The sequence below is a fragment of the Paenibacillus sp. 2RAB27 genome (assembly GCF_052115445.1).
Lineage (GTDB): Bacteria > Bacillota > Bacilli > Paenibacillales > NBRC-103111 > Paenibacillus_E.
The window spans coordinates 446,698-461,807 of record NZ_JBFRGR010000001.1; the positions used below are offsets into that span (position 1 = coordinate 446,698).

The following is a 15,110-nucleotide window of genomic DNA, read 5'->3' on the forward strand; positions in this document are numbered from 1 at the left end:
CCCATGACGATAAGCAAAACGAAAACGACCGAGTATCAACGGACACACTTGAAAATGAGTCTGGTCATCCAAAAAGTCATTACGATGCATTACTTCGAGTTTGGCAAGGATTATTCGTTTAATGGGGAGAAGCATGACTTCTGGGAATTTCTCTATGTCGATCGCGGCGAAGTGGAAGTTCATGCGGATGATCAGCGCTATTTACTGAAACAGGGATCTATCATTTTTCATAAACCCAATGAATTTCATAGCTTCTATGCGACCAAAGGAAAAGCGCCTAATTTGATCGTCATGACGTTTGATTGTCATTCGAAAGCTATGCAATTTTTTGAGCAAAAAGTGCTGCATTTAGAAGATGAGGAACGCAATCTCCTTGCCCAAATCGTACGCGAAGGACAACAAGCCTTCGAATTCCCATTCGGTCATCCCCTTGTACGCAGGCAAGATGCGCCTGTAGGCAGTGAACAAATGATTCAAAGCTACCTAGAAATTCTGTTGGTGCGTCTGCTACGGAAATCTGCTCAGGTAGAGGCCGATACGCCGCTCTCTACAGTTGCCAAGGAGAAGTCAGTTCATGATTTGACTAGTAGAGTCATGAGCTACATGGAAGCGCATATCGATGCTCATCTTACTCTTAACGAAATTAGCCAAGTGTTCTGTGTAGGCAAAACACAGCTCAAGGATCTTTTCAAAAAACATACGAACTATACGCTCATGGAGTACTTCGCCAAATTGAAAATCGAGCAAGCCAAAATCCTAATTCGCGAAGAATCGTATAATTTTACTGAGATATCCAGGCAACTGGGCTTCAGCTCAGTTCACTATTTCTCCAAGGCTTTTAAGAAAGCAACGTTAATGAGTCCATCCGAGTATGCAAGGACGGTCAAATCCCGCATGTAAGCACTTATCTTTCTAAAAACCAATAATCCCGAGAAGCTGCAGTTCGCAGTTCCTCGGGATTTCTCTTTGCTCGCCTATGATAATTACTCTTCGTCTTCTTCCTCAACCTCGTACGTGCACAGGAACCGCTCTACGCCCGGGTATTTCTCACCCAGACTACGAATCACGAATCCAACGTTGCGATAAAATTGTACAGCCTCTTCATCGGTTTCCACCGTAATGCGAACTGGCTGCATATCCTCAATAATTTCAAGCAACATGCCGCGTCCAAAGCCTTCTCCTCTACTCTCAGGCTCAACTGCGAGGTGGCGAAGTATCATTTCCTGCTTCTCATTCAGCTCGAAGCCGATAATGCCAACGGGTAAACCTTCCGACTCATAAGCAAATAACCATGTGTTTTCATTATTTTCATATTGGCTGAGGGCTTCTTGAAGACTATCTGGATCTGGAAACACGCTGTAGCCAAGTAATTGTTGAATATCACCTTCATGAAGGCGGGATTTCACATTCAGTAACACGTACACTCACTTCTTTCTATATTCATATAGCTCTAATTTTCCACTAATGCTTGCAGACTGTCAACTTGCGAGTATTTGAATACTCTATCCTGACAAGGCATCTTGCTTCACAGTTCGAATCGCTAAAGGTACTGCAAAAGCAACAATGCTTGCTATTAACCCATAAACGAACATCCCGTGAATCCCCGTATAGAAGACATCCGATTTTGTTACAATCGAGCCCATCACCGTGACGCTGACCGCTGTACCAATATTCCGTGCGAATAGCTGCAATGAGGTTGAAATCCCCTTCTGATGGGCCTCGACTAACTGCTGAGCACCGATCGTTGACACCGTAAACAGAAGTCCAAATGAGAGTCCGAGCATGGTTAGCGTGCTGAATACATACTCAAAAGAGGTGCCTTCACGGATGAAGAATAGTAAAACGGCTGTGACGACAAGTAAGGCATTCCCCGCTAGCAGCAACGGCTTATAACCGAAGCGTATCACCCATTTACCACTCGGGACGGCAACAACCATCCACCCAATGGATGTACCTAGGAGGGCAATACCGCTGATGAACAGAGAGTGCCCTTGATTCTGCAAAAACAACGGAATGAAACTGGACGTCCCGAAAAGCGCCGCACAACTGAGAAATGATCCGCCAATCATCAAGGCCACGGGCCGATTTCGCATCAGCGTCAGTGGAACAAGCGGGGCTGCATGCCCTTTTTCATACAAGAAGAAGGCAACAAGCAGGAGAACACCAACGACTCCATACAGATAGGTATATGAATCGACCACCGTTATGAGTAATAAAGACGAAATCCCTGCGGCAAATAAGAGTGCGCCCCAATAATCAATGACGGCTTTCTTCGGCTGATACACTTCTTTGTATGGCATCAGAGCTAGTAAGGCAATAAGGCATATCGGAATGTTCACGAAGAAAATCCAGCGCCAGTTCAAATACGTTACAAAAAATGTGCCTAATGTAGGTGCTAAAATTGCGGATAACCCCCACATGCCTGTGAAAAAAGCTTGCACCTTGCCACGCTGCTCCACCGGGTAAATATCACCGGCAATAATGGATGGGAATGGCATCATCACCCCAGCACCGATCCCTTGAATCGCTCTGAAAATAATGAGTTGCACCATGGTGTCTGCTAAACCACAGAGTACGGAACCGCCAAGAAATAGGAGAATACCCGCGGCATATATGCGTTTGCGCCCAAATAAATCCGATAAACGGCCTGCTAGAGGAGCTAGAACCGTAGATAGTACCATATAAGAGGTAAACGCCCAGGCATAGAGGCTGTTTCCACCAATGTCATTCACAATGATCGGCATCGTTGTATTGGCAATTGTCGTGTCCATAGACGCGACTAACATGGCCAGTACGATACTGACCATCACGGTAGTTCGATTACGCATGAATTGTCCTCCCTAAACTGACTTTGACACATCTATCCATTGTACCTGATTCCAGAATTGATGAATAGCAAGCGATTTACTCGGGATAGAGACGAGCTTGGAAAATTTCTCTTTACAAATGCCTTTCAGGGGAATAAAATTAATCCAATATGTTTAGTGGGTAATGAAAAGAGGACATGACAACATGACTTTGAGTATTATTCTAATGGGTGTAATTGTTGGATTTCTGGTCGGAATGACAGGTGTAGGCGGCGCTTCCTTGCTGACTCCCATATTAATTTTAATTGGCATTCATCCTTCCATTGCTGTAGGAACAGATCTTCTTTATAACTCGATCACGAAACTTTTCGGTACTGTCCAGCATTGGCGGCAGAAAACAATCGACTTTAAACTTGTGAAAATGCTTGCTATGGGTAGTATTCCAGGTGTCGTACTTGCCGTTGTATTCCTGAAATTATTTGATTCTTTCTTCGACAATCAAGAAGTAGTCATTAAGCACGCACTCGGCTATGTGTTGATTCTGGTATCCTTCGCAACGTTGTTCAAAGTATTCTTCGGACATCGGATGAAAGAGAATCGTTGGCAGCTCAAATCTTTAGAAGAGAAGCGTTGGTTGACGATTACGATTGGCGGCGTTCTTGGCTTCATTGTTGGACTAACGTCTATTGGCTCTGGCTCCTTATATGCGATTGCCATGCTCTACTTTTTCCGAATGATTCCCGTACAGCTCGTGGGCACGGATATCGCGCATGCTTTTCTACTCTCTTCGACAGCAGGAATTCTGCATGCCAGTATGGGGAATGTCAATTATTCGCTCGTTATTAATCTGCTTATCGGTTCGATCCCTGGCGTACTCATCGGCAGCATGCTCGCAACGAAAGCACCAACAACTGTACTTCGTACGATTATTGCCACCTTAGTATTAATTAGCGGTCTTAAATTAATTTGACGTTGAAGCAGAGCCCTAGGCTCTGCTTTTTTTTCTCATGGGACTCGACTTCCCTGTCGTATTCTGCGGTTGCCCAGGAAATAACCAGTTCATTTCCTGCCATCAAGTGCCCATTTTTCCATACAATAGGCTTTAACCTACACCGTGAGACTAGTCTCACTCATACCCTGTGAAGAACACCATGTGATCATAAAGGAGCGCTACTGCACATGCAGCGACTAATGTGTAAAGGGAAGATACATCGTGCGACTGTAACGGAAGCCGATTTGGATTATGTAGGCAGCATCACGATTGATGGGCTATTGATGCGCAAGGCGAATATCCACCCGTATGAAATGGTTCAAGTCACAAGTCTTCGCAATGCAACCCGCTGGAAAACGTATGCCATTCCCGCTCCAGAAGGCTGCGGCAAAATCGGATTAAACGGTCCGCCTGCCCATCTCTTCTCTCCCGGAGACCTCGTAATCATTCTCAGTATGGGACTCATGGATGAAGAGGAAATACGCGCACTCAAACCACAGGTTGTTTTCGTTGATAGTCAGAATCAACTACTTCACGTGGAAGAACATGATCTCGTCATTCAAAGGCAAGAAGAGAAAGCGAATGAGTAATCTATCCACGAGTAAATGGACGAAATATAAACTACTGCGCAAATCAAAAAAACTTCAAGCGTTTCTGCCTGAAACAGATTGGTTGAGTGAGAGCAGCTTCTGGCGCATGCTGACCAAATATGGTCAAATCATTCTAAAACCGACCGGCAGTTATGGCGGGAATGGCGTTATTCGGGTCAAAACCGTAGGAAGCTCTTCCTTTGAGGTCCATGATGGTGCCAAACGCCGAACGTACACGAAGCTAGATGAGATCAATGCATTTGTTAAGAAGAAAGCAAATAAAAACTACATCGTCCAACAACGTATCCGCCTTGCCACCAAGAATGGCCGTCCCTTTGATATGAGAGTGATGGTTCAACGACACACGAAGTCTAGTTGGCAAGTGACAGGGATGCTCGCGAAGGTGGCCGGCAAAGGCTTTATTGTCACGAATATTCGCATGAGCGGCGGTCGTGTAGTTACTGTAGAGAATGCTATCCGTGGCTCTGAGCTTAAGGACATGCAGAGTTCTGAGCTCCTTGCTCAGCTGCATGCCGTTGCACTCCGTTCAGCTGATCAGTTAGGTCCTTCCTATCGTTGGGTCAAAACGATGGGGATCGACATGGCCTTCGATAAGCAAGGACATGTTTGGATTATCGAAGTGAATTTCGCGCCTATGCTCGAATTATTTTTAAAGCTGCCTAATAAAGCTACCTTCCGTACAATCAAATCATTTCATGCACGTAGGAAACAAGCATGATCATTCCTACTAGAGACGCCGAGGAGGTCCAGATATGAAACAATGGGAGCTGCATTGCTCACGATGTTCTGCAAAACTGCCCTTCCGCTATCAAGACATGAAATGCAAATGCGGCGGCACTTTATTGGTTAACTATGATCTTGAGCATGTTGCACAAACGTTAACGAAAACATCGCTTGCGCTTAGATATCCATCTATGTGGAGATATCACGAACTGCTCCCTATTCACGATCCGTCCCATATCATTTCCCTAGGTGAAGGCTGGACACCATTGCTGCGTCTGCCAGAATGGGAAAGCAAGCTATCGCTCAAACGTTTGATGATCAAACGTGAGGAACAAAATCCAACAGGCAGCTTTAAATCACGCGGATTTTCGGTGGCGGTTTCTTTATTGAAACAAGCCGGAGCAACGAAAGCAGCAGTTCCATCGAACGGGAATGCAGCAAGCGCATTAGCTGCTTATGCAGGAAGAGCCGGCATTCAAGCGTTTGTTTTCATCCCTATGGACTGCCCCTCGCTCATTGTCGATGAATGCCCGATGTACGGAGCTACGACAGTACTCGTTGATGGCTTTATTCATGATGCTGCCGCGATCATCGAGTCAGGCCGCATCGAGCAAGGCTGGGTGAATGTCGGCACATTGAAAGAGCCCGGCCGTGTAGAAGGCAAAAAAACGATGGGACTTGAACTTGCGGAGCAATTAGGCTGGACATTCCCCGATGTGATCATCTATCCCACGGGCGGCGGTTCAGGTATTATTGGCATGTGGAAAGCATTCCTGGAGTTGAAGGAATTAGGCTTCATTGATTGCGACATGCCGAGATTCGTTTGTGTACAAGAGGAAGGCTGTCAGCCTATTGTGGATGGTATGAAGAGATCGTTGGGGGAAACACCTCCGATTGAAAGTAACACGGCTTCGCCTGTTGGAGACAGAATTATTCCCAATCCAACAGGGATGCGTGTTCCGAATCCGCCGGATTTGGAACTGCTTCTGTCGATTGTCGAGCAAAGCGGTGGAACGGCCATCGCGGTGTCCAAAGCGCAAATTTCCCAAGCCACGCATAGTTTAGGCTCGGAAGGCATTTCCTCTTCTCCCGAAGGCGCGGCCACTTGGGCAGCGATGCTTGCCCTTTGTGACCAAGGCTGGCTTCGCCCCACGGACTCCGTGGTACTTTTCAACACTTCGCATGCGATGAAATATGCAAAGCTTGGGGCGAGTGCGGCTATTCCCATCATTCGGACGTATGATGACTTTATGATTTATCGGAACTTATAGCCGGTTTGATGGTGGGTAGGAGATAGTCTATTTTTCGGACTATCTCCTCACTTTTGCCTCACTTGCTGCGATGCAAAAGTGCTATGGCTTTTTCAGTGATCAAGAATTGATAACTTCTTATCAGACTTCCACCACTTGGGCTGAGTAAGCCCTTATCCACCAATTCTCGTAATATTTTGCTACAAGTTACTCACGCAAACTGCAACCAGTGACACACTTCCTTCACACTAAATGGCTTACATGTTAAAGCAAACCTCAAAACCTCCCGCTCATAAACCGGCAACTCGTGCCACCCAGCTCCCAGCGCATTGCCGAATCTGCCTATCCATTCAAATAGATTTCTTTGGCAGAAACTCGGCTTTTTCTCAAGCTCATCCCGGCTATATGGAAAATAGGTATATCCGAGCATCGCAACACTTCGAGCACGTGCCCTTTCGAATGAGAAACGGTCTCTCGTAATTTTCTCAGCGGCGTAATGAAGCTGTCCTCCTCGAACACGATCCGCAATATAGGATGGCAGACGTCCCCATATATCTTCACACCTGACAAACTTATCATTTCATATTCGAGTTCCAACCCATCAAACGAACCCAAAACAGGCAACAGCACCTCCTTCAAAAGTATCTTCGTTCCCGTCAAATCCCTTCGCAGCATATCCAGCCTTTGTCCTTGTGCATCTCGAACTTGGTCATTCCAAAAGACCTCATACTCCTTCTCAAACAATTCAATCCCCCCTAAACAAATAAAMACGCCGCCAACTCCTACAAACAGGAGCTAGCGGCGTGTGCTTCACGCATGAATCGTTGCTATCTTATTGACCTAAATTATTTTCCTCATACAATCGATACATCGCTTGAATCAACGGTTCTGCTGGATCACGATTCAATAAATATAAAGTCATTAAGTATTGAAGCGGAAGTGCACATGTGTTATTGCCATCTTCGACAGCAACAAATCCTGCTTCAAGTACAGGACCATGTTCCTCATGAAGCTCTAGATCTACGTAAATCTTCTGTTCAGGGAACTCCTCGCGAACGGCTGCCGCACAATAAGGAACAATATGCTTGTCCAGCAGTTCTTTGGCTTCATCTTCAGATTGAGGCGGATTCGGAAGAAGGTGACTCTCTTCGCTTCTCAACAAATCAACGAAGAAAGAGGACATCCACAGTCCTGCATTTGGATTCGTTTGGAAATTTCGCATAATTTCATTCAAGAAAAATCCGCATGCTGTGGACTTTTCGTCTTTTTTGAGTGTAAAAGCAAACATTGGACCGTAGGTTGGGTTATTGCCAATTTGCCCATCCACTTCATACTCAGGGAACTGTTCTTTCACAATTTCTTGGATATGTTGAAACCATGTAATAATGACTTGGGCCTGATCACGTTCTGGATCATGTTCAATCTCTTCGGTTGCTTGTGTTTCGATATCTTTGTCTGTCATTGTGGTATAGCCTCCTGAATCATTCTTAATGGCACGAATAATTCTATTGTAACGCATTTACGCCTGTTCAGAAAGTATATGTTGTAATTTACATGCCGACATGCAATCTCAAGAGGCAACTAACTTCATCATAAGGATGCCAACCATCGCAATCGCTAAACCAGATTGTTCTAGTTTCGAGAATTTATCCTTCAAAATAAATCGCGTATACAACAGCACGATCAGTACATTCAGCGCGACAACCGCCGAAACCAATCCGGTAATTCCGTTCGCAAATCCATGAATGATAAGAATCATTCCCATGACATTTGTTATACCAACAGCCATACCAAATAGGAACGTCTTGCGTTCTGTCCAAGTACTTCTCTCTGTTTGCTGGGCAGCACCCTTCTTCTTATCTTTCCACCACCAGATGGCGAAACAAATCGTGCCTGTTGCAAACATAAAGAACAAGGTCGGAAATAAGGAAGCATGCACGAGGGTTGTCCATTTACTGGACAAGTCGTTCGCTGCAAATAAGAGGAGCGCGATCACACCCCAGCCAGCACCTTGTAAGTTACTCAACGTAATATCATTGGAATACCTAACGAATAAAATACCAATGACAATAACAACAAAAGCAAACAGCTGAAGCAAGTTCAGCCGTTCACCCCATAGGATATATGCAAATAGTACAACTACAACCGATGGCAATCCTGTCAAAATAGCAACTAAGGAAGCTTTGCCGACTGCGAAGCCTTTGAACATGCTGGCATTGGCTCCGAAGGAGAACAACCCCATTTGAATCCCAATAAGCGCCGATGTTTCCCATTCCGACTGCCACACTAGGGCACATGCTAAACTTACGACCGCACCCATTGCAAAAGTGCCACAGAGCAGTACGTTTCGATTCAGTGATTGCTGACTAGACCAATGATATAAAATTCCTCGCAGCCCAAAACAGAGAGCCGCAAGGACGGAAAATAGTAGCCACATGATGTTCTTTACCTCATTCTTTCAATTTCTTAACATGCTAATTTATTTTTCTGTTAATCGTACTAAGATCGCATCCCCGTTAGCGGATACTTTCACTTCAGCAAACTTAGCATTCTGTTCATACGTTCTCCCGGTGCCTTCTGGGATAAAGAAATTCTCGATACCATATTTAATTCCTTCATACCCTTCTCGTTCACCATTCAAGCGGACTTCATCAGGGGCAAGTTGTTCGCCAACCTTATATTCCCGACGGAATTCATAAACATCAGATGTACTGCCAAGTGCAAGAACAACGCTAATTTTCCCTTTAGACTTCAGATCTTCCACGTGCTGATAGATCTCAGGCTCTGAAATCGTGTAGCGTAGACGAACGTAGTCCCCTTGAATCAAGGAACGCGGGTCCAATGGTTGCAGCTGCAACTTGATCAGCTTCCCATGACTGAGAAGATACTCGCTCTTGCCAATTTGCAAAGACATAGCCGCTACTTGAAGTAAGACTAATAAGGCGATGATCCAACGATTCGATCCAAGCCCAAGTTGTGGTTGCGTTGCATCGTCTGGTTCGAGTCCGTTCTTTTTCTCAATCCACACTGTGATTCCTATGATCAGAATACCGATAATCGCGAAGCTGATGGATTTATGCAAGAGCTTCCAAGCTAAATCGTAATATTTGTAGACGAGGAAAGCGATCCAGAACCCCATCGACCAATTAAATATCCATTTGATATGAAGCTGTCGACTTATCAGAATTGCCGCTAGAACGAGAACGAAGAACAGCACATTCGTAGTATAGTACCACGCTGACTCTGTCATAAAGGTTAAGGCAAACAATGCTAATAAGAAAGCTGGGAAGCTGCTATAAAGGACGGGCTCGCGGAATGTTGACAGTCGAATCACCTGACCACCAGCGAAAAGCACGAAGAGCAATCCCGCAAGAATACTAAGCACGGCAACGCCACTATGGATCCAATCAAATAAGACAAATGCCAAGATAATGATAGATGTTAGGAAGAAGAGAATCCGTGTCATCAATCCCTGTAAAAAAACAAAAGCCACAAGTGTTAAAGCTAAATAGATGAGCAGCATCAACGATTTGTCCGTAACAACTGCAGCACCAGTACCCAACATGAGTCCGCTGATTAAGATGGTAAAGCGAGCTAATATATTAAATCCTCGCGCCAATAGCATCCCAATCACAGCTAGAAAGCCATRGCCGATTAAAATATTAGCAGGCTCATCAAACCCTAACACGACAGTCACGAGCCCAATCAGCGTGAAACTTCCTAACAGTGAGCCAATGATAATGACAGAAATCGTAAGAACACGTACGATCCACTTCGTGAAGTCTCCGTCACCATTGGTTTCTGTCGTTTCTTCCGTATCAATACCCTCTTCTAACTTCTCAGAAGATGGCTTCCAAGCACGCACATAGTTCATAAACATCACATTCGCACCGATAAACACGATCACGAACAACAAGCTTAAGATAAAAAAGAGTTCATTATGGTACTCAATTATCAATTCAACGTACTTCGTTGTGATCGCGGCTGAAATCCAAAGCCCTGCGAACAGCAGATAAACTTTACTCTGTGTCCGATGTGCATACAGGACAGCTGCTGCCAGCGCGGCAATCAGTGGCAAGTTCATCCAAATCCCATAACTCTCGAACATATGGGATACGGACAAGATAACGAATATACAAATTGTCGCTTGAAAGGTCACCCATTTGAGGAATGGGGACTGTAAGCGACCTTTCTCAAATAAGACGAACAAGGTACCGTTCACGATCGCAAGCCCTAACCAGATAAGGATTGTAGCACCTTCGGATTCGGAATAACTGCCCCATTTTGGAAAGAAGAACAGTCCATAGGCTAAATGTCCAAGTATATAACTCAAGACATAATAGGGCTGCCATCGGGTTAAGATCGCAAATAGAAGGGCTGGTAGAAACCACACTAGAAACAAACTATAACTGTCTGCGTGTGAATTATAGGTTTGACCGATCAACCCAACCCCAACTCCGAAAGAAATACAGCTGGCAAACAAGCTTAACTTACTTAAAAACTCTCTTCCCACCTGGCGCGAAAGCCAAACGGATAATCCGTAAAACCCCAATATAAGGACAAATATAGGAATAAATTTCTCTAATCGGTTCAACTTCTCCCAGTTAGAAGCAAAGAAGTAACCAATAGCAGTTAAAAGAGCACTAGCCCCCAGTACATAACCAAGTTGGACCATGATTTTGTTGGCTTTCATGCTGTTCATCTCCTCTCTTACTATGCTTCTAATTCTACAGGAGAACACTGATTTGAGAAGTACTATCTATTCCTAGTACCTGATCATTAGCCTATGGATGAAATACGACCATCTGCTTCATTCTCTTGAGCATGACTTCCTTGTGAATGATGCACGAGTTGTTCATAAATGCCTTGCATGGCAAGCAACTCGGTGTGTGTGCCTTCTTCAACAATTTCCCCATGACTCATTACGATAATACGGTCGGCATGCATAATGGTTGATATCCGATGGGCAATCACGATGGATGTTCTTCCTTCAGCAACAATGTTCAAGGCCGTTTGAATAAGCTGCTCGGTTTGTGAATCCAAATTAGCCGTAGCTTCATCTAAAATAAGAACCTTGGGTTGAAATACGATGATGCGGGCAAAAGAAATCAATTGCCTTTCACCAGCCGACAACCCGCTGCCTCTTTCTGAAATTCGTGAATCATACCCGTCCTTCATCCTCGTGATGAGCGCATCTGCTCCGACCAATTTGCAAGCTTCAATGACCGTCTCACGTGAAATCGTGGGGTCGAACATCCTTACATTTTCAAAAATACTTCCGGCATATAAATAAGGTTCTTGTTGGACCAAACCAATCGTTCGATGGAGATCCGCCTGGGAGATGTCTCTAATATCAATGCCATCTAAACGTATGGCGCCTCCCTGCACATCATAAAAGCGGCAGAGCAGACTGATCAATGAGCTTTTGCCCGCACCAGTAGTACCTACAACCCCAATCATTTCGCCAGGTGCGATATGTAAGTCCAAATCTTCAATGACCGCGGTATCCTTCTGATACCCGAAATGCACATGATCGAACTGAATGTCACCTTGAACATTAACCAGCGGAACCAGTTCTGAAACCTCTTTATCCTTGACTTCCGGTTGCGCCGAGAAAATATTCCAAATCCGACTCATGGATACTTGTGTGGATTGTAGTGTATTCCATTGCTGTGTGATGTTATTAATAGGCTGAAAAAACTGTCTAATATACGTAATGAACGCGTAAAGCACACCAAACTCTATCGCTTTATCGAAGACGGCAATACCGCCCACCCAAGTAATAAAGGCTATGGATAAGTTCCCCAAAATGTCAAAAGAGCGGTTAAATAACACACTAGTTCGGATCTCTCTTAGATTCGCTCGGAAATAACCTGTGTTCTTATCCGTAAAGCGACTCATCTGCTCTTTCTCTTGATGGAACGCTTGAATAAGGTGCATACCCGATAAGTTTTCAGCTGTGAACGCTACCATCTGGGACAACTTGGAACGTGATAGCTGATACGTTTTGCGCATATATTGACGGAAACCTACCGCGATGAGAGCGATGATGGGAATGACGATCATACTATACAACGTTAGCATCGGATCCAAATGATACATGAGCACGATAATGAAAACCAACGTCATGCTATCACGCACAAGGCTTAGGAGCACTTGGGTGAAAAACTGGTTCAATGTTTCCGTATCACTAGACACATGCGTGATCAAGCTTCCACTCGGCGTTTTATCATAGTAGGACATCGACTGCCTGAAAATATGTTGAAATAAATCTTTGCGGATTTTGGCTACAATGCTTTGACCTGCGAATTGCAGCAAATTATTTTGTAAGTAACTGAAAAACATGCTAGAGATAGATAATACCCCGTACAGCAAGCAGATCTTAATCAGTGCATTGAAATCATTTTTCCCGATCATGAGATTGTCGTCGATTGCAATTTTGACCAAATATGGCTGAAATAGATCTGCCGCGATACCCAATAAGGCACATACGACAACAACAGCAAACGTGAGCTTGTGCGGTTTGGCGTAAACAGCTAACGAACGTAAGGAAGCTTTCGATTGACTGAGATCTTGTGGAAGTTTATTCCGCTTGAACATCGTCGTTACCTCCTTCTTGAATGGCATACAGCTCCGCGTATAAACCGTCTTGTGCTATCAGTTGATGATGGGTGCCCCGCTGAACTATTCTTCCTTCATGCAGCACGATGATTTCATCGGTGTGCTTAAGCGCAGAGATCCGATGTGCAATCCAGATCGTCGTCTTATTCGTTCGTTCTTTCCGAATCGCATCAATAATGTGCTTTTCCGTTACCGAATCTACAGCGCTTACGCTGTCATCTAGAATCATCAAAGGCGAATCTTTAATAATACCTCTTGCTAAGCTCGTTCGCTGACGCTGACCACCTGACAAGGTTACTCCTCGTTCACCTAACTTTGTCTCAAACTTTTCTGGAAATGTCACGATGCTGGACAATATTTGTGCTTTATTGGCAGCACGTTCCACTTGTTCTATGGAGGATTCCCTTTTGAAGAAGGCAATATTATCCCGAATCGATGTACTAAACAAAAAGCCCTCCTGTGGCACGTAAGCGATTTGATTCCGCAGACTTTCAAGTGTCACATCACGGATATCGCTATCTCCGATCCAGACTGTTCCTTCCGGCGGATCGTAGATTCGCAGCATGATTTTCATCAACGTAGACTTCCCGCTGCCCGTTTTACCAATGATACCGATCGATTTCCCTGGTTCAATGGTCAGTGAGATATCATGAAGCACTTCATCTTCATCATCCGGATAAGCAAATGACAGATGCTCAATCCGAATCTCTTCCTGATCTAGGTGCGTAGGCTGAGCAAGCTCATTCTGCTTAATGTCTGATTCCTTCGCTAGCAGCTCATTGACTCGTTCTAAGGAAGCTCGTGACCGCTGCAGCGCATTAATGACACGCCCAATTTGTTGTAAGGGATTCACCATCATCCGAATATACAACGTTAATTCAACGAAATGCCCAATCGTAATACGCCCATGAATCGTCAAATAGCCCCCGAAGGCAATCGCAATAATAAGCGATACCGCACCCAGAAACGGAATTAACGCTTCAAATAACGAGGAAAGTCGTACTAACCGAAGCTGATTGTCACGAATCCGATCAACCGTTTCGCTAAATCTGCTAATCATGATCGGTTCTACAGCGAATTTCTTAGCAACACGAATGCCTCCAAATTGCTCCTCGGCTGATTCTGTCATCGTTCCCAATGCTTCCTGAACTTGTAAGGAACGCTGCTTGATGACTGGCTGAAACTTAGCAGATAACACTGGAATGAGCAATAAGGGCACGATACAGATCAGAATGACATAGAGCGGAATGGAGCTAAACAACATCGAAACAATTGCGGCTGCTATTAAAATGACGGAGTTCGTAATCTGGTTGATTCCCAAAGAGATGGACTCTCGAATAACCGTCACATCATTCATCACATAACTCAGCAGCTTACCGACCCCATTTTGGGAATAGAACGTTGCTCCAAGCCGGGTAAAATGATCAAATAACCGATTTCTCGTTTCGAACTCAAATCGTCTTCCGCTCCGCATAATCATGTACTGTCCAATCGCGCACAATACACCAAACGTAACACCTATTATGAGTAGCTGCACGCTGTACTGCGCAATTAAACTTTTACTGAGTCCACCCTTCTGGAGCTGGTCCGTAAACATGCCTAGCAATTTGGGATAGTACGAGTGAACAATATTCCCTACCGAAATCAAGAGTGCGGCGATGACATACACCGGCCAATTCTTTAACAAGAAGTCAACCAATAACCGTGTAGGCTTCAAAACGACATCACTTCCTATTACAATTTTGACTCGCTTGTAAGTCTTTCTCCATGTATTAAAAACGTCCGTTCCATGCATTTCCCAGTATACGCCTATTCAGTTCCACTTCCTATATCAGATATTGACGTTATAATAAGAGAAGTCGTCATAAATTTACATAGACCTATAGGAGGCGCAGGATCATGGACTTTATTTTAGATCGTATCGAAAATAAAATTGAGTTTTTTCAGGCTTATGATTTAAAAACACTTGAAAAGAAAATCAATGATCAAATCGACAATAACAAGGCGCTGATGCTCGATGTATATGCCATCCAGCATAACATCGTATTCGACCCGAATGCAGGGAAAATGCTGTATAGCGCTGTTGTTCATTTCAAAGTGAAATAGC

At 44.5% G+C, this 15,110-nt stretch carries 14 protein-coding genes; 6 read left to right on the forward strand and 8 right to left on the reverse strand.

The window, feature by feature from the left end; all coding sequences use genetic code 11:
* Positions 1 to 3: 3 nt before the first annotated feature.
* Positions 4 to 900, forward strand: a complete 897-nt coding sequence (locus tag AB4114_RS02200; RefSeq protein WP_441986902.1) for a helix-turn-helix domain-containing protein — start codon at positions 4 to 6, stop codon at positions 898 to 900.
* 83 nt (positions 901 to 983) lie between these two features.
* Here the strand turns inward: AB4114_RS02200 and AB4114_RS02205 are convergent, their stop codons facing one another.
* Together AB4114_RS02205 and AB4114_RS02210 are read right to left on the reverse strand one after the other, a co-directional pair.
* Complete coding sequence (locus tag AB4114_RS02205; RefSeq protein WP_441986903.1) at positions 984 to 1,418, reverse strand: GNAT family N-acetyltransferase; 435 nt, start codon at positions 1,416 to 1,418, stop codon at positions 984 to 986.
* A gap of 84 nt (positions 1,419 to 1,502) precedes the next feature.
* The gene (locus AB4114_RS02210; RefSeq protein WP_441986904.1) at positions 1,503 to 2,828 is read right to left on the reverse strand and encodes an MFS transporter; all 1,326 of its coding nucleotides are present in this window, start codon (positions 2,826 to 2,828) and stop codon (positions 1,503 to 1,505) included.
* 184 nt (positions 2,829 to 3,012) lie between these two features.
* Here AB4114_RS02210 and AB4114_RS02215 point away from each other — a divergent pair, with 184 nt between their 5' ends.
* The 4 genes from AB4114_RS02215 to AB4114_RS02230 all read left to right on the forward strand — a co-directional run bounded on the left by AB4114_RS02215 (position 3,013) and on the right by AB4114_RS02230 (position 6,403).
* Positions 3,013 to 3,777 (forward strand): sulfite exporter TauE/SafE family protein, encoded by a 765-nt coding sequence (locus tag AB4114_RS02215; RefSeq protein WP_441986905.1) that lies wholly within the window; start codon positions 3,013 to 3,015, stop codon positions 3,775 to 3,777.
* Between the two features lie 209 nt (positions 3,778 to 3,986).
* Complete coding sequence (gene panD, locus AB4114_RS02220) at positions 3,987 to 4,388, forward strand: aspartate 1-decarboxylase (protein ID WP_441986906.1); 402 nt, start codon at positions 3,987 to 3,989, stop codon at positions 4,386 to 4,388.
* The gene (locus AB4114_RS02225; RefSeq protein WP_441986907.1) at positions 4,381 to 5,127 is read left to right on the forward strand and encodes a YheC/YheD family protein; all 747 of its coding nucleotides are present in this window, start codon (positions 4,381 to 4,383) and stop codon (positions 5,125 to 5,127) included. Before panD ends, AB4114_RS02225 begins: the two co-directional genes overlap by 8 nt.
* Before the next feature lie 34 nt (positions 5,128 to 5,161).
* Positions 5,162 to 6,403, forward strand: a complete 1,242-nt coding sequence (locus tag AB4114_RS02230; RefSeq protein WP_441986908.1) for a threonine synthase — start codon at positions 5,162 to 5,164, stop codon at positions 6,401 to 6,403.
* Positions 6,404 to 6,724: 321 nt separating this feature from the next.
* Here the strand turns inward: AB4114_RS02230 and AB4114_RS02235 are convergent, their stop codons facing one another.
* The 6 genes from AB4114_RS02235 to AB4114_RS02260 form a co-directional block, all read right to left on the reverse strand.
* Positions 6,725 to 7,126, reverse strand: coding sequence for a hypothetical protein (locus AB4114_RS02235; RefSeq protein WP_441986909.1), 402 nt, complete (start codon positions 7,124 to 7,126; stop codon positions 6,725 to 6,727).
* Positions 7,127 to 7,214: 88 nt separating this feature from the next.
* Positions 7,215 to 7,844, reverse strand: coding sequence for a hypothetical protein (locus tag AB4114_RS02240; RefSeq protein ID WP_056614876.1), 630 nt, complete (start codon positions 7,842 to 7,844; stop codon positions 7,215 to 7,217).
* Between the two features lie 108 nt (positions 7,845 to 7,952).
* Positions 7,953 to 8,819 carry an EamA family transporter gene (locus tag AB4114_RS02245; protein ID WP_441986910.1) on the reverse strand — a complete coding sequence of 289 codons (867 nt, stop codon included), beginning with the start codon at positions 8,817 to 8,819 and terminating at the stop codon, positions 7,953 to 7,955.
* A gap of 42 nt (positions 8,820 to 8,861) precedes the next feature.
* Positions 8,862 to 11,075 carry a GDYXXLXY domain-containing protein gene (locus AB4114_RS02250; protein WP_441986911.1) on the reverse strand — a complete coding sequence of 738 codons (2,214 nt, stop codon included), beginning with the start codon at positions 11,073 to 11,075 and terminating at the stop codon, positions 8,862 to 8,864.
* A gap of 86 nt (positions 11,076 to 11,161) precedes the next feature.
* A complete protein-coding gene (locus AB4114_RS02255) occupies positions 11,162 to 12,982 on the reverse strand; it encodes an ABC transporter ATP-binding protein (protein WP_441986912.1) in 1,821 nt (606 codons plus the stop codon).
* Positions 12,966 to 14,720, reverse strand: coding sequence for an ABC transporter ATP-binding protein (locus tag AB4114_RS02260; RefSeq protein ID WP_441986913.1), 1,755 nt, complete (start codon positions 14,718 to 14,720; stop codon positions 12,966 to 12,968). Before AB4114_RS02260 ends, AB4114_RS02255 begins: the two co-directional genes overlap by 17 nt.
* Before the next feature lie 182 nt (positions 14,721 to 14,902).
* Between AB4114_RS02260 and AB4114_RS02265 the strand changes: the two genes are divergently transcribed.
* Positions 14,903 to 15,109 (forward strand): YrzA family protein, encoded by a 207-nt coding sequence (locus AB4114_RS02265; protein WP_436237274.1) that lies wholly within the window; start codon positions 14,903 to 14,905, stop codon positions 15,107 to 15,109.
* Position 15,110 lies beyond the last annotated feature (1 nt).